The 16746-nt window shown below is 70.6% G+C and carries 16 protein-coding genes; 10 read left to right on the forward strand and 6 right to left on the reverse strand.

The genetic code is table 11. The features are described from left to right. Positions 1–80: 80 nt before the first annotated feature. Together I596_RS13720 and I596_RS13725 are read left to right on the forward strand one after the other, a co-directional pair. A complete protein-coding gene (locus tag I596_RS13720) occupies positions 81–1526 on the forward strand; it encodes a circularly permuted type 2 ATP-grasp protein (RefSeq protein WP_067649064.1) in 1446 nt (481 codons plus the stop codon). Continuing rightward, positions 1526–2482: an alpha-E domain-containing protein gene (locus I596_RS13725; RefSeq protein WP_067649067.1), complete on the forward strand. Its 957-nt coding sequence runs from the start codon at positions 1526–1528 to the stop codon at positions 2480–2482. Before I596_RS13720 ends, I596_RS13725 begins: the two co-directional genes overlap by 1 nt. 50 nt (positions 2483–2532) lie before the next feature. Here the strand turns inward: I596_RS13725 and I596_RS13730 are convergent, their stop codons facing one another. Then, a complete protein-coding gene (locus tag I596_RS13730) occupies positions 2533–3138 on the reverse strand; it encodes a DUF937 domain-containing protein (RefSeq protein ID WP_067649070.1) in 606 nt (201 codons plus the stop codon). Positions 3139–3322: 184 nt separating this feature from the next. Between I596_RS13730 and I596_RS13735 the strand changes: the two genes are divergently transcribed. Together I596_RS13735 and rocF are read left to right on the forward strand one after the other, a co-directional pair. Continuing rightward, positions 3323–4078 (forward strand): Hpt domain-containing protein, encoded by a 756-nt coding sequence (locus I596_RS13735; RefSeq protein WP_067649074.1) that lies wholly within the window; start codon positions 3323–3325, stop codon positions 4076–4078. Positions 4079–4245: 167 nt separating this feature from the next. After that, positions 4246–5169, forward strand: a complete 924-nt coding sequence (gene rocF, locus I596_RS13740; protein WP_067649077.1) for an arginase — start codon at positions 4246–4248, stop codon at positions 5167–5169. A gap of 108 nt (positions 5170–5277) precedes the next feature. Here rocF and I596_RS13745 read toward each other — a convergent pair whose 3' ends face one another. Beyond that, positions 5278–5601, reverse strand: coding sequence for an H-NS histone family protein (locus tag I596_RS13745; protein WP_067649080.1), 324 nt, complete (start codon positions 5599–5601; stop codon positions 5278–5280). 334 nt (positions 5602–5935) lie between these two features. Between I596_RS13745 and I596_RS13750 the strand changes: the two genes are divergently transcribed. Then, positions 5936–6763, forward strand: a complete 828-nt coding sequence (locus tag I596_RS13750; RefSeq protein ID WP_150132169.1) for a hypothetical protein — start codon at positions 5936–5938, stop codon at positions 6761–6763. A 49-nt stretch (positions 6764–6812) separates the two neighbouring features. On the opposite strand, the gene I596_RS13755 is transcribed toward I596_RS13750, so the two are convergent. After that, positions 6813–8510, reverse strand: coding sequence for a proline--tRNA ligase (locus I596_RS13755; protein WP_067649086.1), 1698 nt, complete (start codon positions 8508–8510; stop codon positions 6813–6815). Positions 8511–8678: 168 nt separating this feature from the next. Next, positions 8679–9134 (reverse strand): DUF4124 domain-containing protein, encoded by a 456-nt coding sequence (locus I596_RS18800; protein ID WP_190278916.1) that lies wholly within the window; start codon positions 9132–9134, stop codon positions 8679–8681. A 295-nt stretch (positions 9135–9429) separates the two neighbouring features. On the opposite strand from I596_RS18800, the gene pssA reads away from it, so the two are divergent. The 4 genes from pssA to I596_RS13780 all read left to right on the forward strand — a co-directional run bounded on the left by pssA (position 9430) and on the right by I596_RS13780 (position 11957). Further along, entirely contained in the window at positions 9430–10215 is a 786-nt protein-coding gene (gene pssA / locus I596_RS13765) for a CDP-diacylglycerol--serine O-phosphatidyltransferase (RefSeq protein WP_067649092.1), read from the forward strand. Between the two features lie 36 nt (positions 10216–10251). Further along, positions 10252–10758: a hypothetical protein gene (locus I596_RS13770; RefSeq protein ID WP_067649095.1), complete on the forward strand. Its 507-nt coding sequence runs from the start codon at positions 10252–10254 to the stop codon at positions 10756–10758. Between the two features lie 4 nt (positions 10759–10762). Beyond that, a complete protein-coding gene (gene rimI / locus I596_RS13775; protein ID WP_067649098.1) occupies positions 10763–11239 on the forward strand; it encodes a ribosomal protein S18-alanine N-acetyltransferase in 477 nt (158 codons plus the stop codon). Positions 11240–11348: 109 nt separating this feature from the next. After that, positions 11349–11957, forward strand: a complete 609-nt coding sequence (locus I596_RS13780) for a rhomboid family intramembrane serine protease (RefSeq protein WP_067649101.1) — start codon at positions 11349–11351, stop codon at positions 11955–11957. 43 nt (positions 11958–12000) lie between these two features. Here I596_RS13780 and I596_RS13785 read toward each other — a convergent pair whose 3' ends face one another. Next, complete coding sequence (locus tag I596_RS13785; protein ID WP_067651988.1) at positions 12001–14118, reverse strand: S9 family peptidase; 2118 nt, start codon at positions 14116–14118, stop codon at positions 12001–12003. A 145-nt stretch (positions 14119–14263) separates the two neighbouring features. After that, positions 14264–15343, reverse strand: a complete 1080-nt coding sequence (gene dinB / locus I596_RS13790) for a DNA polymerase IV (protein WP_067649104.1) — start codon at positions 15341–15343, stop codon at positions 14264–14266. A gap of 210 nt (positions 15344–15553) precedes the next feature. Here dinB and I596_RS13795 point away from each other — a divergent pair, with 210 nt between their 5' ends. Then, on the forward strand, positions 15554–15874 hold the full coding sequence (locus I596_RS13795) for a DMT family transporter (RefSeq protein ID WP_067651990.1): 321 nt from the start codon (positions 15554–15556) through the stop codon (positions 15872–15874). Positions 15875–16746 lie beyond the last annotated feature (872 nt).

Consider the following 16746-nt stretch of genomic DNA (forward strand, 5'->3'; position numbering starts at 1 on the left):
GATGCGTCGCAATATCCTCATCCCCCGGGATGGCAGGTAGGCCGCCCATCGCGGGCGGACACTCGATCGAGGACGCGTGCATGGATTGGAGCCGGTACAAGCCGCCCACCTACGACGAACTGATCCACGCGGACGGCCGGCCGCGCCCCGCCGCACGGCGCCTGATCGAGTACATCACCGGACTGTCGCGCAAGGACCTGGCCGAGCGCCAGCTGGCGGCGGACCTGGCCGCGCGCGAGATGGGCGTGACCTTCACGGTCTACTCCGAAGGCCGCAATGTGGACCGCACGCTGCCGTTCGACGTGATCCCACGCGTGATCCCGCGCACCGAATGGGCGCGCACCGAGGCCGGCCTGCGCCAGCGCGTGCAGGCGCTGAACCTGTTCATCGACGACCTCTACGGCGAGCAGAAGATCCTGCGCGACAAGGTCGTGCCGCGCGCGATCCTCAAGGAATCGGTCAACTTCCGCGCGCAGTGCGTCGGCATCCGCCCGCCGCTCGGCATCTGGGCACACATCTGCGGCTCGGACCTGGTCCGCGACGGCGACGGCACGCTGTACGTGCTGGAGGACAACCTGCGCATCCCGAGCGGCGTGTCCTACCTGCTGGAGAACCGGCTGGTCGCCAAGCGCGTGTTCCCGGAACTGTTCGAGACCACCGCGATCCTGCCGGTGGACGACTACCCGGCCCAGCTCTACGACACGCTGGCGGCGTTGTCGCCGCGGCCGGGCGAGCAGCCGGTGATCGCCCTGCTGACGCCGGGCATCTACAACAGCGCGTACTTCGAGCACTGCTACCTCGCGCAGAGCATGGGCGTGGAGCTGGTGGAGGGCGGCGACCTCCACGTCGGCGACGACGACGTCTGCTACATGCGCACGGTCTACGGCCCGCGCCGCGTGGACGTGATCTACCGGCGCGTGGACGACCTCTACATCGATCCGGAATGCTTCATCAAGGACTCGGTGCTCGGCGTGCCGGGCCTGATGCGCGCCTGGCGCGCCGGCAAGGTGGCGCTGGCCAACGCGCCCGGCGCCGGCGTGGCCGACGACAAGGTCGTGTACGCCTACGTGCCGAAGATGATCCGGTACTACCTGGACCAGGAGCCGATCCTGCCGAACGTGCCCACCTACCTGTGCGACGACGCGCGCCAGCGCAAGTACGTGCTCGATCACCTGGCCGAGCTGGTGGTCAAGCCGGCCAACGAGTCGGGCGGCTACGGCATGCTGGTCGGGCCACGCTCGACCAAGCGCCAGCGCGAGCAGTTCGCGAAGCTGATCGCCGCCCGCCCGCGCAACTACATCGCCCAGCCGACGCTGGCGCTCTCGACGGCGCCGGTGGTGACCGATACCGGCCCGCAGCCGCGGCACCTGGACCTGCGCCCGTTCGTGCTGTCGCGCAGCGACATCTACGTGACCACCGGCGGCCTCACGCGCGTGGCGATGAAGAAGGGCTCGCTGGTCGTCAACAGCTCGCAGGGCGGCGGTGCCAAGGACACCTGGATCGTGGATCTGGAGGAGAGCGCCTGATGCTGTCGCGCGTGGCGGACAACCTCTACTGGTTCACGCGCTACCTGCGCCGCGCCGAGAACACGGCGCGCCTGGTCAACGTCAACAGCCAGCTGCAGCTGGACCTGCCGCGCAACGTGCGCTTCGCCTGGCAGCCGCTGCTGGACACGCTCGGCGTGCAGGCGGCGTTCCGTGCGTCGCACCCGCAGGGCGGCGAGGACGCGGCCGAGGCCGACGTCGTGCGCTTCCTGCTGATCGATCCGCGCAGTCCGTGCTCGCTGCTGAGTTCGCTGCGGGCCGCGCGCGAGGCGCTGCGCTCGATCCGCGACACGCTGCCGGCCGAAAGCTGGGAACGCGTCAATGCGCTGTACCTGTGGCTGGGCGACAGCGGCGAACGCACGCTCGGCCGCCGCTACCGGCAGGAGCTGCTGAGCCGCATCGTCGACGGCTGCCTGGCCGTGTCGGGCATGCTGACCGCCAATGTCAGCCGCGACACCGGGTTCCAGTTCCTGCGGCTGGGCACGGCGCTGGAGCAGGCCGACATGACCACGCGCATCATCGACGCCGGCGGCTCCGGATTGATCCGGCCGCGCGTGGCGGACGACCTGGCCTCGTTCCGCGCGGTGCAGTGGATCAGCGTGCTGCGTTCGCTGGAGGCCTACCAGATGTACCGGCGGCAGGTGCGCCAGCGCGTGACACCGGCGCTGGCACTGCGCTTCCTGCTGCAGGATGCCGAGTTCCCGCGCAGCGTCACCTATTGCCTGGACCGGGTGGAGAGCACGCTCAAGCGGATCCCGGGCAAGGCGGCGGTGTCGCGCGCCCTGGCCGGCGTGCAGGGCATCGTCCGCACGGCCGACACCGCCGCGCTCGCCGAACAGGGCCCCAAGGCGGCGATGGACCGCATCCAGATCGGCCTGGTGCAGCTGCACGGCGCGCTGGCCGAGGCGTACTTCCGCACGTCGCCGCGCGGCAGCTGAGGCGCGGTCCGCGGATCAGCGTGCGGACCGCGCTGCACCGTGCCGGCGTTTCAGCGCCGGCCGAAGGCGCCGAGCAGGCCGCTTCCGGCCTGCAGCAGCTCGCCCAGGTCGACCTCGCCGTCGCCGTTGCGATCGAGCACGGCGCTGACCAGGTCGCCGGCGCCGCCCTGGCGGGCCGCCTGCGGCGCCTGCTGGCCGAGCAGGCCGCCGAGACCGCCGGCATCGAGCTGCTGGTCGCGCGTGGCCCGGCCGAGTGCCGCCATCACCAGCGGCGCCAGCATCGCGAGCAGCTGGGCGGCATTCTGCGTGCCCAATCCGCTGACCTGGCCCAATCCCTGCGCCGCCTGCGGCTGGCGGCCCCCGAAGATGTGGCCGAGGATGCCGCCACCCTGGCCGCCGCCGCCCAGGACGCTGCCGAGCACGCTGCCCAGGTCGAGTCCCTGGTGATCGCGATTGACCGCGCCGAACAGCGCACTGGCGCCGTCGTCGGTGGCCGCGTTGCGGGCCAGGCCGCCCAGCAGCAGCGGCAGCGCCTGCTCGACCGCCGTGCCGGCGCGGTCTTCCGATACGCCGAGCTGCTGCGCGATCGCGCCCAGGTCGGACGGCCCCAACTGACTCATGACCTGGCCGATCAGGTCGACATCGCGCGTGTTCATTGCTTGGGCTCCAAGGACGGGCGCCGGAAGGGCGCGAACGGGACGAGGGCGCATTGTGCGCCGTCCCTGCGACACTGCCACCCTGTAACGGTTAAAGATCGTGAACGGCCCATCGGGCCTTCCGGGCCGGTGCTATACAGGAGCCCATGGCGCGAAACCGGTACCCCGCCACCGCACGATCCCTATGACCGACCAACCGCCCGCGTTCGACCTGCTGCACCAGCGTTACACGGACTCGTTCCCGCGCAAGCGCAGCGAGATCGAGCGCGCCTGGCAACAGGTGCTGCACACCGGCGGCGAGGAAGGCGCACGCGCCGACCTGCAGCGCCTGGTGCATCGCCTGGCCGGGTCGGCACCGGCCTACGGCTTCGAGGCGATCGGCACGCTGGCGCGCGGCGTCGAGGAACACCTGCTGCAGGCGCCGCGGCCCGCCCGCCCGCCTGACCTAACGGCGGCACCGGCCGGGGACCTGCACGCATCGATCCAGGCGCTGATCGACGCGCTGGCCGCCCAGGAGCATCCGGCACCGGCGAACGCCGCGGAGACCTCGGCCCCGCCGGCACCGGTGCGGGTCATCCTGGTCCTGGACAGCGTCGAGCAGGCGCGCGAATTGCGCGAGCACCTGGAACGGCAGGGACTGGTCGTGCAGCACGTGGCCGATTCGGCAGCGCTGTGGCAGATGCTGGTGACCTGGCCCTGCCAGGCGATCGTGCTCGACTACTGGCTGCACGGCGAGACCGCCGCCGAGATCGCCGGCATGCTCGGGCGCGAATCGAGCTTCGCCCGCATTGCGCGCATCTGCCTCGCGAACGACCCCGCCGCGCCGCTGGAACAGGCCGCGCTGGCCGCCGGCTGCGATGCGTTCGTGCTCAAGAGCGGGCCGGTGGAGGCGCTGGTCGCGACGATCCACCGGTACGTGGCGCAACGCCAGGCCAGCTGAGGCCGGGCACGCGGCACCGTCCGGCACAGCGCGCCACGCCGGGGTTCTCGCAGCACGCAGTCCGGTGATGGCAGCTTGGCAGCGCCTGCCGATGCTGCGCACGGCCTGGAACGCCGGTGGAGCGCCGGCTATCCTGCGCCCCCTTGCCGTCTGCAGGCCCTGCCGCCATGCCCCAGCGATTTCCCCCGGTCGCCCTGATCGGCGCCCCCACCGACATCGGCGCCGGCCATCGCGGTGCCTCGATGGGGCCCGAGGCCCTGCGCGTGGCCGGCCTGGCCCAGGCGCTGCGCGAACGCGGCATCGACGTCGTCGACCGCGGCAACCTGTCCGGCCCGCTCAATCCATGGCTGCCGCCCGTGGACGGCTACCGGCACCTGACCGAAGTCACCGCCTGGAACCGCGCCGTGATGACGGCCGTGCGCGCGGAGCTGGGCGCCGGCCACCTGCCGGTCCTGCTCGGCGGCGATCATTCGCTGGCGCTGGGCTCGATCACCGCCGTCGCCGGACACTGCCGCGAGCGCGGCCGCAAGCTGGTGGTCCTGTGGTTCGACGCGCATGCCGACTTCAACACCAGCACGATCACGCCCTCCGGCAACGTGCACGGCATGCCGGTCGCCTGCCTCTGCGGCTACGGCCCGCGCGAGCTGACCGAACTGGGGGGCTCCTCCCCGGCGATCACGCCTGATCGCATCCGCCAGATCGGCATCCGCTCGGTGGACGCCGGCGAGAAACGCCTGGTGCGCGATGCCGGGCTCGACATCTACGACATGCGCTACATCGACGAGATCGGCATGCGCCGGACGATGGAGGAAGCGCTCGAGGGCATCGACGAGGACACCCACCTGCACGTCAGCTTCGACGTGGACTTCCTCGATCCGGAAATCGCGCCCGGTGTCGGCACGACGATTCCCGGCGGCCCCAACTACCGCGAGGCGCAACTGGCGATGGAGATGATCGCCGACCGTCGCTGCCTGGGCTCGCTCGACATCGTCGAACTCAATCCCGCATTCGACGTGCGCAACCGCACCGCGGTGCTGACCGTGGACCTGGTCGAGAGCCTGTTCGGCAAGTCCACGCTGATGCGCGACTGACGCCGCGCCGGCCGGGCCGTCGTTCCGGGAAAAATACGCTCGCGGAAAAGAAAAACGCCGGCCCTGCGGCCGGCGTTCTCGTGGTGCAAATCCTTGCCGTGGACCGCATCAAGCGATCAACAGGTCCTTTTCCTTCTTGCCTGCGCTCAACGCGGCATTGAACCAGCGCGGGCGCTTGCCGCGGCCGGTCCAGGTCTGGCTCGGATCGGCCGGGTTGCGGTACTTCGGCTTCACCTTGCTGACACGGCGGGCAGCCTTGCGGCCGGTCCCGAAAACATCATCCACCGTGAAACCTTCGGCGGTGATCAGGGCGACGACTTTGTCGCGCAGCTTGCTCAACTTGTCCTTGGCCAATTCTTCCTGGCGCTGCTGGGCGCGACCGATCAGGTCGTTCAACTGATTGTGATTGAGATTCTTGATATCGATTGCCATTTAAAGGTGACTCCGGGGAAATTACAGGTACAGCGGCGGCATAATAAAACAAATCCGCTAAAAACTGCAGACCCGTGCCGAAAGTACCGGCCGGCTGTTTCAAAAATGTCAATATCCACTGCCCGTCCCGATCGCAATAGCGATACCGGCGGCGGCGCCAGCGCAAATGCGCCCGCCCGCGCGCCCGGCGGTCCGCCCACTGGCATTTTCGCGTGCGCATTGGTATTACTGTCGCCACAGGGCCGGCCGCGCCAGCGGCCATCGCGGGGGAATCCGGACACGCATCGCGGCGGTTGCGCGAGGCGCCGTCCTTTGCTGGGGATCGGATGTGGGCTTGCTCGATTCGCTTGAACAGGAAGCCGAGAAACGCCGGAGCGGCGAAGCGGACGAGGCGCAGCGTCGCGCCGAACGCGATGAAATCTACCGGATGCAGCTGGAGCCGGCGATGGACGCACTCCAGGCGTATCTGCAGCGCTTCATGGCCAACCTCAAGATCGTCGCGCCGCGGGTGGCCTTGCGCCATCCGATTCCCGGCTACGGCGACGTGGTCGCCTACCTCGATCACGACTACGACCTGCGCACCAGCAAGCAGACCCAGGCCCGCGAGATCAAGCTGGTCTCGCACGCCACGGTCGCCAGCGCCGAGTGTCCTTCGGCGGTCGTGCGCGGCTCGGGCAAGATCAAGACGGTGGCTGCGCTGTTCCAGCGCCATCGCCTCGGCGGCATGCTGGCGCCGGAGAAGGATCCGGGCGGCGAGGTGGTGGCCGCGACCTTCAAGGCCAAGGGCCGCATCCCGCTCGGGCTGACCGCGAGCATCGACGCGGCGAGCGCGCAGCTCAAGCTCGGCTTCGCCAACTACGACGATTTCACGACGGTCGGACGGGTGGTCCCGGCCGCCCAGGTGGACGAAGCCCTGTTCGAGGAAATCGGCCGCTACCTGCTGCGCGAGCCCAACAGCCTGTTGCGCGAGGACCTGCCGGACAACATCCGGCTGCACCTCAAGGCGAAGGTGCAGCAGCAGGAGATCCGCCGTCGCTGGGAGGCCCGCATCGAAACGCTGCAGCACGAGGAAGTGGCGATGCTGCGCCGCCGCTACACCCTGGCCGGCCGCATCGCCGAGGCCTTCGGCCGGCTGCGCCGCTGGCGGCGCCCCGCCGGCTGAACCGACCGCCGCCCCGGACGGATGTCCGGGGCGCGCAGCCGGAAACGGCTCAGTCGAACAGGCGTCCGATGTCCTCGCGCGTCAGCGACCGGTTCTCGCTTTCGCTGCGGCGCCGGTACTCGTAGGTGCCGGCCGCCAGGCCGCGATCGCTGACGACGATGCGGTGCGGAATCCCGATCAGTTCCATGTCGGCGAACATCGCACCCGGCCGCAGGCCGCGATCGTCGAGCACCACGTCGATGCCGGCCTGCGCCAGCTCGGCATAGAGCCGCTCGGCCTCCTCGCGCACGGCTTCGCTCTGGTGCGCGCCGATCGGGCAGATCGCCACGCGCCACGGCGCCATCGCCTCGGGCCAGGCGATGCCGGCCTCGTCGTGGTTCTGCTCGATCGCCGCGGCGACGATGCGGCTGACGCCGATGCCGTAGCAGCCCATCCACAGCACGCGCGACTTGCCCTGGTCGTCGAGCACGGTCGCACCGAGCACCTCGGCGTACTTCTGGCCGAGCTGGAAGACGTGCCCGACCTCGATGCCGCGGGCAATGCCGAGTTCGCCCTGCCCGTCCGGCGAAGGATCGCCCTCGACGACCTTGCGCAGGTCGGCGATGCGCGTGATGCGCGCATCGCGCTCCCAGTTGGCCCCGCGGTAGTGGCTGCCGTCGGCATTGCCGCCGCAGACGAAGTCGGCCAGGATCGCGGCGGAGCGGTCGACGATCACCGGGATCGAGGCCGGCAGCCCGGCCGGTCCGATGAAGCCCGGCCGCACGCCGGTCGCCTTGAGGATCTCGGCCTCGTCGGCCAGCACCGATTCGCCCGGCAGCTCGGCGAGCTTGGCGGCCTTGACCTCGTTGATCTCGTGGTCGCCGCGCACGCACAGCGCGACCAGGCCGTCGACACCGCGCACCAGGATCGTCTTGACGCACTGGGCCGGCGCCACGCCGAGGAAGGCGCAGATCTCATCGATCGTCTTCTGCGTCGGCGTATCGACGCGCTCCAGCGCGTGCGCCGGCGCCGGACGCGTGCCGGCCGGCGCGAGCGCCTCGGCCAGCTCGATGTTGGCCGCGTAGTCCGAGCCGGTCGAGAACGCGATCGCGTCCTCGCCCGAATCGGCCAGCACCTGGAACTCGTGGCTGGCGTTGCCGCCGATCGCGCCGGTATCGGCCTGGACCGCGCGGAACCGGAGCCCCAGGCGCGTGAAGATGCGCCCGTAGGTCTCGTACATGTTGCGGTACTCGGCCTCCAGACTCGCCGGGTCGAGATGGAACGAGTAGGCATCCTTCATCAGGAACTCGCGCGCGCGCATGACGCCGAAGCGCGGGCGGATCTCGTCGCGGAACTTGGTCTGGATCTGGTAGAAGTTGACCGGCAGCTGCTTGTAGCTGCGCAGTTCGTTGCGCGCGAAATCGGTGACGACCTCTTCGTGGGTCGGCCCGTAGCAGTACTCGGCATCCTTGCGGTCGCGCAGCTTCAGGAGCTGCCCGCCGAACTTCTCCCAGCGGCCGGTCTCCTCCCACAGCTCGCGCGGCTGGATCGAGGGCATCAGCAGCTCGATCGCGCCGGCGCGGTTCATCTCCTCGCGCACGGCCTGCTCGACCTTGCGCAGCACGCGCAGGCCCAGCGGCGACCAGGTGTAGATGCCGGCCGCCAGCTTGCGCAGCATGCCGGCGCGCAGCATCAGCCGGTGGCTGGCGATCTCGGCATCGGCCGGGACTTCCTTGACGGTGGCGAGGTGGAATCGGGAAAGACGCATGGCCGGTTTCGCAGGATCGACGGAACCGGTGATTCTAGCAGGCGCCCGCAGGTTCTCCGCGCTGTGCGAACGGGCCCGGCGGCGCAGCGCCGCACGGGTCGCCACCCGGACCGCGCACACAGCCGCCGGAGCGGCACGCGCCGGCCGGGCCTGCGCGCAGGCGTGGCGTCAGCGGCAGTAGAACGCGATGCGCTCGCGTGCCTGGGCGAGCTGCTCCTGGCGCTGCTCGGCGCTCAGGGTCTGGCTGGCGCCGTCGCCCTTGAGGTCCATGCTGACCTGCTGCGGCCCTTCCAGCAGCTCGGCGTTGCGGCGGGCCTGCGCGCAGACCTGCTGGCGCGCTTCGGGACTGTCGGTCAGCGGCGCGCTCGCCCCGCCATCGGCCGCAGCGGTGGCGGCGTCGGTCGGCGCAGCCGCGGCCGGCGCGGCGGCATCGGCCGTGACCGGCGTGTCGCCACGCACGGTGATCTGCTTGGCGGCCTTGACGCCTGCCGGCGGCGGCGAATCGGAGAAATGGGTGACGCCCTGCGCGTCCTTCCAGGTGTAGACACGGCCGCCGTTGCCGGCGGCGCCGGCGACCAGGGGGAGCGCGAGCAGGGACAGCACGACGGGCAAGAGGCGCCTCATGGTTCGACTCCAGCCGGCAGGGGGCCGGCATTCCAGCGATCGCCCGAGTGTGTCACAGCTGCCCGTGATCTGCCGTGCGGCAGGCCACACCGGCGCTGCGGCATCGCAGCGACCGCCCCGGGCCAGCGGAACCGGCGGCCCGGAGCGCGGGAAAGCGGGTGCTCCGGCGACCGGCCGTCCGGCGCGCCGGCCCGCCCCGCCACGGGTGCCCGGCCGGTCCACGGCGCGGGCCGACGTATCCCAAAGTCCTACGACACGCTCTAAACTGGCCACTGCCGACGACACGACGATACGCATGGACGAGACCCCCAGCCCTCCGAAGCCGTCACGCGGCATCTACCTGCTGCCCAACCTGTTCACGACCGCGGCGATGTTCTCGGGCTTCTACGCGATCGTCGCCGCGATCGGCGCCCGCTACACCGAGGCCGCCATCGCGGTCTTCGTCGCCACCCTGCTCGACGGCCTCGACGGCCGCGTCGCGCGCCTGACCGGCACGCAGAGCGAGTTCGGCGTCCAGTACGACTCGCTCTCGGACCTGGTCAGCTTCGGCCTGGCGCCGGCCCTGGTGATGTACACCTGGTCGCTGTCGGCGCTGAAGGGCTTCGGGCCGTTCTGGGGCAAGGTCGGCTGGGCGGCGGCCTTCATCTATGCCGCCTGCGCGGCGCTGCGCCTGGCGCGCTTCAACACGCAGGTCAACGTCATCGACAAGCGCTACTTCCAGGGGCTGGCCAGCCCGGCCGCGGCGGGGCTGTGCATGGCCTTCGTCTGGACGATCGAGCGCACCGACCTGACCGGCGACGACGTCTGCTTCATCACGCCGTTCCTGGCGATCGGCGCCGGCCTGCTGATGATCAGCAACGTGCGCTACTACAGCTTCAAGGCCTGGCCGCTGTCGGACAAGGTGCCGTTCATCTGGATCCCGCTGGCGATGCTGATCCTGGTCGCGCTGGCGATCGACACGCCGCGCGTGCTGCTGACGATCGCCGCGCTGTACGTGCTGTCGGGCCTGGTGCTGACCGCCTGGGGCCTGATCCGGCACCGGCGCGACCGCCGCGCCGCGCGTGGTGGTACCGAACCATGATCCGGCGCCGTCCGGCACGCCACGATGGCTGGGCCGATGCGCGCTGACGCCGGCCGGCGGCTGGCGGAGCTCGGCATCGACCGCTACGTGCTGCGGTCCGCGCACGCGGCCGCGCCGGCGACCGAGGCACCTGCGCGCGTTTCACCGGCCGGCCCCGGGCCCGCCCCGGCACCGGCGACAGCCGTCGCTGCCAGCGCCCCGGGCACGGCGGCGCGTGTCCTGCTGTACGCCGGAACCGGCGGCGCGGGCGCCCTGCTCGCCGATATCGGCCGCAGCCTGAGCCTGCTGCGCCTGGACTGGGCACCGGGTGTCGAGGACGACGCGGCCGTCAGCAGTGCAGCCGGCTTCGTCGTCCTCGGCGAGGACCTTGCGCGCCGGGTCGCCGCCGGCCTGCCGACGGATAGGCTCGGTGCCTGCGAATGGATCATCGCCGGGCAGCCCGACGACCTGGCGCGCGGCGCCGCCGCCAAGCGGGCGCTGTGGGGCGAGCTGAAGCGGCTGGCACGCACGCTGTCCGCGCGCGACGCAGCGGCGAAGCACTGAACCGATGTCCGCCCATCCGAAACCGACGCTGCCGGACCTGCAGCCGATGCGCGAGCAGGACGTCGAGGCGGTCGCCGCGATCGAGCAGCAGGCCTATGAGTTCCCGTGGTCGCCGGGGATCTTCCGCGACTGCCTGCGCGCCGGCTACGACTGCCGCTCGCTGGTCGAGGACGGGACGATCATCGGCTATGCGATCCTCGCGGTCGCCGCCGGCGAGGCGCACGTGCTCAACGTGTGCGTGGCACCGGCACGGCAAGGCCGCGGCTACGGCCGGCGGTTGGTGCGGCGGGTGATCGACCTGGCGCGCTGGCACCGCGCCGAGCGCATCTTCCTGGAGGTGCGGCCGTCCAATGCGCGCGCCATCGCGCTGTACCTGTCACTGGGCTTCAACGAGATCGGCAAGCGCCCAAACTACTATCCGTCACGCCGCGGCCGCGAAGACGCCATCGTCATGGCGATCGAGCTGCTGGACGGCTCCTAGCGCCACGTGCCCATCGCCGCGGCACGCTCCATCTGCCCTACCCCCAACGTAGCCCGCCGGCGGCCCGCCGCGACGCCACTCCCCTTCTTCAGCTCGACGGAAACGCCGCATGTCCGCCAATCTCGTCATCATCGCCATTACCTGCATCGTCTCGTTCATGGCGTTCAACAACAGCCAGTTGATCGACCGGCTGATCTTCTGGCCACCGGCGATCACGCGCGGGCGTGAGTACTGGCGCTTCGCCACCTGCGGCCTGATCCACGCCGACGGCATGCACCTGCTGTTCAACATGATCACGCTGTATTTCTTCGGCGGCCTGATGGAGCGGTTCTATTCGCAGTACATCGGCCCGATCGGTTACGTGCTGTTCTACGTCAGCGCCCTGGTCGTCTCGATCATCCCGACCTTCATGCGCCACAAGAACGACAGCCAGTACCGCAGCCTCGGCGCATCTGGCGCGGTCTCGGCGGTGCTGTTCGCGTTCATCCTGCTGGCGCCGTGGCAGACGATCTACATCTACGTGATCCCGGTGCCGGCGATCATCTATGCGGTGCTGTACCTGGCCTACACGTTCTACATGAACAAGCGCGGCGGCGACAACATCAACCACAGTGCGCATTTGTCCGGCGCGATCTACGGCATCCTGTTCACGATCGCGCTGGAGCCGCGCGTGGTCGGCAACTTCCTCGGCCAGCTCGCCAACCCGCGCTTCCTCTGAGTCCACCGTCGCGCGCCACCGTGACGGCGGCGCGCGACGTGCGTCAGGCGGCCGGCGCGGCGGCGGACCCGGCCGCCTTCGCCTCGGCCGGCCCGAGCCAGCGCTTGAGCCAGTCGGCGACCTCCTTGTAGAAGAACCGGCTGTTCTCGCCGCCGAGGACCCAGTGGTTCTCGTCCGGGAAGACGATCAGCCGGCTCTCGACCTGCTGGCGCTGCAAGGCCGCCCAGTATTCCAGGCCGTTGTTGAGCGGCACGCGGAAATCGCGCTCGCCGAAGGTGACCAGGACCGGCGTCTTGAACTGCGCGGCCAGGCGGATCGGGTTCTGCTCGCGCCACACCGGTCCCTGTTCCCACACCGGCCCGCCGTTGCCGACTTCGCGGCTGTAGGCGATGTCGCTGGTGCCCCATTGCGACTCGAGGTTGACCAGGCCGGCGTGGCTGACCAGGCAGCGGTAGCGCGTGGTGGTGCCCTGCAGCCAGTTGGCCAGGTGCCCGCCGTAGCTGGCGCCGCCGGCGCACTGGCGATCGCCGTCGATGAACGCATAGCGCCGGATCGCCTCGTCGGCGGCGGCGTTGATGTCGTCGGCCGGCCCCTTGAGCGGATCGCCCTGGATCGCCTGCGCGAAGCGTTCGCCGAAGCCGGTCGAGCCGACGTAGTTGGTCAGCAGCACCACGTAGCCCTGCGCGCCGAGCAGGTGGTAGTTCCAGCGCAGCACCCACTGGTCGCGCCACATCGTGTGCGGGCCGCCGTGCATCAGCACCAGCAGCGGATACTTCTTCGCCGGATCGAACCCCGGCGGCCGCACCAGCATGGAATGGATGCGCTGGCCGCGCGCGTTGTCGAACCAGAAATGCTCGGCCGGCGCCAGGTCCAGCGCGGCCGCCTTGGCCGCCGCGAACGCGGTCAGGCGCCGCGCCGGTGCGCCGCCCGGGTCGAGACGGACGATCTCCGGCGGCTCGGTGGCGCTTTCGTAGGTGGCCAGGATCACCGGCGCGCGCGCGCCGCCGACGCTCACGCCGGTGTACAGGCCGCGCTCGGGAACGGCGATCCGCTTGGCGACGCCGCCACCGGCGCTGCCGCGATAGAGCGCTTCCTGGCCGGCATCCTCGGCCGTGAGGTAGATCTCGCGACCGTTCGGCGCGGGATCGAAGCCGGCGACCGAACGCCCGTCCGGCAGCTCGATGCGCCCGCGCTCCCGCAGCGAGGGCCATTCCAGCGCGACCAGGCGCGTGGCGTTGTAGACCCGATCGCTGCGTGGCGTCAGCGACGCGAACAGCGTGCGTCCGTCGCCGCCGAAGCGCGGGCTGCCGTAGGAGTCGGCGGCATCGGCCGCCTCCCGGCCGGTGAGCCGGCGCGGCTCGCCGCCGTCGGCGCCGACCTGCCACAGGTCCGAGTTCGTGAACGACCAGGCTGCGCGGTCGCGGTTGCGGCTGGCCGCGAAGACCAGTGCCTTGCCGTCCGGCGTCCAGACGCCGCCCTCGTCCGACAGCGCGAAGCCCGGCAGCTTGACCAGTGCCGAGCCGGCCAGCAGGTCCCGCGCCTCGCCGCCGGCGACCGGCTGGACGAACACGCGCGTCTGCTTCTCGTCGAGCCACTTGTCCCAGCTGCGGATCGGGAAGCCGGTGTAGACGCGTGCCTTGTACTTGCGTTCTTCCTCTTCCTTGGCGAGCCGCTCGTTGTCGGCATCGTTGGCGCTGGACGGATAGACGCGGCTGGTGAACGCCACGCGCTGGCCATCCGGCGAGAACACCGGCGCGGCGGCACCGGTGGACAGCGACGTCAACCGCTGCGCCTCGCCGCCCTGGGCGAGATCCAGGATCCAGATCTGCGCCTGCTTGTCGTCGCCGCGCTTGGCCGAGAACGCCAGGCGCCGGCTGTCCGGGCTCCAGGCCACGCCGCTCTCGCCGGACTTGGACGCGGTGATGCGGCGCGCCGGCGCACTGCCGTCGGTCGGCACGATCCACAGGTGCGTGGCGGACTCGTCCTTCTTGTACGACGGCGCGGTCACCGCGAAGACCGCCTGGCGGCCATCGGGGCTGACCGTCGGCGCACCGACGCGCGGCATCAGCCACAGGTCCTCGTGCGTGATCGTGCGCTTGTCCGCCGCCAGGGCACCGAACGAGAGCAACAGCAGGAATACGGCGGTCAACGCACGCTTCATCATCATCCCCAGGCGGACAGGTGGTTTCCGGTGATAGCGTCCCGGCGCCCGGCGGTCAAGTGAGGAACGTCGCCGCCAGTGCCGGAGCGCGCACAGCCGGCAGTCCCTGCGGCAACGCTGCGTGGCGGTGCACGAAAGGCACGCTTCAGGCCTCGCCGGGCTCGAACAGCGAGCCCTGGCTGTCTTCTTCCGGGTCGCGGAAACCCGACAGGCCCACGCCGACCAGCCGGTAGCGCGTCGCGGCGGGAAGATCCACCCGCTCGCGCAAGGCCAGTGCCAGTGATTCGAGGTGAGCGGACGAACGCGGCGGCGCATCCAGCGTCCGGCTGCGCGTGAGGATGCGGAACTGCGCCGTCTTGAGTTTCAGCACGACGGTATGGGCCACCCGCTCGACCCGGCCCGCGGCGACCCAGGTCCGGGCCGCCAGCGTCCCGATCGCCGGCGCCAGCGCGTCGAGCGGCAGGTCCTCGGAGAACGTGTCCTCCGAGGAGATCGACTGCACCGGCTGGTCCGGATCGACCGGCCGCTCGTCCACGCCCAGCGCGCGCTCGTGCAGGCGCCGCCCGAAGCGGCCGAAGCGCTGCTCCAGCTCGGCCAGCTCGAACCGGCGCAGATCGCCGGCCGTCGCGATACCCAGCTCCGCCAGCCGGCCCTGCATGACCTTGCCGACACCGGGAATCCGTTCGACCGGCAGGGTGGTCAGGAAATCCAGCACCTCGTGCGGCCGGATCACGAACAGGCCGTCCGGCTTGCGCACGTCCGAGGCGATCTTGGCGAGGAACTTGTTCGGCGCGACGCCGGCCGATGCGGTGAGGCCGGTTTCCTCGCGAATCTCCTCGCGGATCCGCTGCGCGACGGCAGTCGCGGTCGGCAGTGCGCTGCGCGGCCGGGTGACGTCGAGATACGCCTCGTCCAGCGACAACGGCTCCACCCACTCGGCATGGCGCAGCAGGATCTCGCGCACCTGGCGCGATACGGCGCGGTAGCGCGTGAAGTCCGGCGGCACGAACACCGCCTGCGGGCACAGCCGCTCGGCACGCAGCGCCGGCATCGCCGAGCGGACGCCGAACCGCCGCGCCTCGTACGACGCCGCGCAGACCACCGAGCGCGCACCACGCCACGCCACGACGACCGGACGACCGCGCAGTGCCGGATCGTCGCGCTGCTCGACCGACGCGTAGAACGCGTCCATGTCCACGTGGATGATCTTGCGCGGCACCGCCATGCCCCATGCTAACCGTCGACGGCCCCGCGCGGCATCCGCGCCGGACCGCCGAGCACCGCCGGGGCCAGCGTCCGCGGCCGATACCCGAAAGCACGGTACGCCGCGGCCTTGAAACGCGCCTCGTGCGCCCCATCTCGCGCTGGCGAGGACGACCTCCCCCGCTTAGGGCCTCACCGCCGGGACGGCCCGGCTTCCTGCATGGAGGTCATCATGGCCTGGTTGCTCCTGCTCGTCGCCGGCGCCCTCGAAATCGTCTGGGCGTACTTCCTCAAACAGTCGGCCGGCTTCAGCCGCCTGACACCGTCCGCGATCACCGTGGTCGCGATGATCGGCAGCTTCGGCCTGCTGGCGCTGGCGATGCGTACGCTCCCGCTCGGCACCGCCTATACGATCTGGACCGGCATCGGCGCGGTGGGCGCCTTCGTGGTCGGCATCGTCGTGCTCGGCGAGGCGCTGACGCCGCTGCGTGTGCTGGCGGCGGTGCTGATCGTGTCTGGCTTGGTGCTGATGAAGGTGTCTACGCCGGCCTGACCGTTCTCGTTCGTCCTTTCAGCGCGTCGTTTGAGACACGCCGGACGCCTACGTTGTGCCGCTACGCGCTCGCCGTCCGGGAAGGTCTCACTTGGTTGGTGGACGGCATCCCTGCCTTCTTCCGCTCGCCTCCCGGGCGAGCGGGTCACTTTCTCTTGCGTGCCCAAGAGAAAGTAACCAAAGAGAAGGGCACCCGGCGTACGCGCCCGCCGCACAGTGCCTGTGCGGCGGGTTCGCGGGCCGGCTACGGGGTTGGCCGACAGGCCATCCCTGCGGGCTGATCCTTCGCCGGCCCGCCGCTGCCGACGGGACTTGAGAAGCACGTGCGTCCCGCACGCAGGAGCAACGGCCAACAGCAAAGCCAGGGCGCAATCGCCTACGCCCGAAAGCTCGCGCGTACTTCGCTCTTTTCTTGAGCGCGCAGGACGCGCGCCCACGGGGCCCCTGTGCCGCGGCGAAGGTGCGGAGGAACCGCCCGCAGGGCGGGCCGCGGGATGCGGCCCGGTCCGCTGTCGGCGCAGGGATGCGCTGTCAGCGGACCCCGGAGCGCCTTCGCGCAGTCGGAGGGCAGGATGCCCGGAGACCGCGGCACCGGGGTGCCCTTTCTCTGGGTTACTTCTCTTGACTCCGCGCATCCTGCGCTCCGCCCTTCGGGCCGGCTTCGCCGTTCGCGCCGCTCCTGCGGCGCAGTGGGCACGCAAAGAGAAGTGACCTGCTCGCCCGGAGGCGAGCGGAAAAAGGCAGGGATGCCGTCCACCTACGAAGTGCAACTTTTCCGATTCTCCGAACGGCAAGCGGGCGCATGTCAGCGGCCCGACGAAGGTATCCACACGTCCTGAGGTGAGTGAAGGGGCAGGGACACTACTCGCCCC

The organism is Dokdonella koreensis DS-123 (assembly GCF_001632775.1).
GTDB lineage: Bacteria > Pseudomonadota > Gammaproteobacteria > Xanthomonadales > Rhodanobacteraceae > Dokdonella > Dokdonella koreensis.

Coding starts and splice junctions, on each gene's coding strand:
- rocF (WP_067649077.1), top strand. CDS start 4,246: ATGCCCCAGCGATTTCCCCCGGTCGCCCTGATCGGCGCCCCCACCGAC.
- I596_RS13780 (WP_067649101.1), top strand. CDS start 11,349: ATGTCCGCCAATCTCGTCATCATCGCCATTACCTGCATCGTCTCGTTC.
- I596_RS13725 (WP_067649067.1), top strand. CDS start 1,526: ATGCTGTCGCGCGTGGCGGACAACCTCTACTGGTTCACGCGCTACCTG.
- pssA (WP_067649092.1), top strand. CDS start 9,430: ATGGACGAGACCCCCAGCCCTCCGAAGCCGTCACGCGGCATCTACCTG.
- I596_RS18800 (WP_190278916.1), bottom strand. CDS start 9,134: ATGAGGCGCCTCTTGCCCGTCGTGCTGTCCCTGCTCGCGCTCCCCCTG.
- I596_RS13730 (WP_067649070.1), bottom strand. CDS start 3,138: ATGAACACGCGCGATGTCGACCTGATCGGCCAGGTCATGAGTCAGTTG.
- I596_RS13770 (WP_067649095.1), top strand. CDS start 10,252: ATGCGCGCTGACGCCGGCCGGCGGCTGGCGGAGCTCGGCATCGACCGC.
- rimI (WP_067649098.1), top strand. CDS start 10,763: ATGTCCGCCCATCCGAAACCGACGCTGCCGGACCTGCAGCCGATGCGC.
- I596_RS13745 (WP_067649080.1), bottom strand. CDS start 5,601: ATGGCAATCGATATCAAGAATCTCAATCACAATCAGTTGAACGACCTG.
- I596_RS13795 (WP_067651990.1), top strand. CDS start 15,554: ATGGCCTGGTTGCTCCTGCTCGTCGCCGGCGCCCTCGAAATCGTCTGG.
- I596_RS13785 (WP_067651988.1), bottom strand. CDS start 14,118: ATGAAGCGTGCGTTGACCGCCGTATTCCTGCTGTTGCTCTCGTTCGGT.
- I596_RS13735 (WP_067649074.1), top strand. CDS start 3,323: ATGACCGACCAACCGCCCGCGTTCGACCTGCTGCACCAGCGTTACACG.
- dinB (WP_067649104.1), bottom strand. CDS start 15,343: ATGGCGGTGCCGCGCAAGATCATCCACGTGGACATGGACGCGTTCTAC.
- I596_RS13755 (WP_067649086.1), bottom strand. CDS start 8,510: ATGCGTCTTTCCCGATTCCACCTCGCCACCGTCAAGGAAGTCCCGGCC.
- I596_RS13720 (WP_067649064.1), top strand. CDS start 81: ATGGATTGGAGCCGGTACAAGCCGCCCACCTACGACGAACTGATCCAC.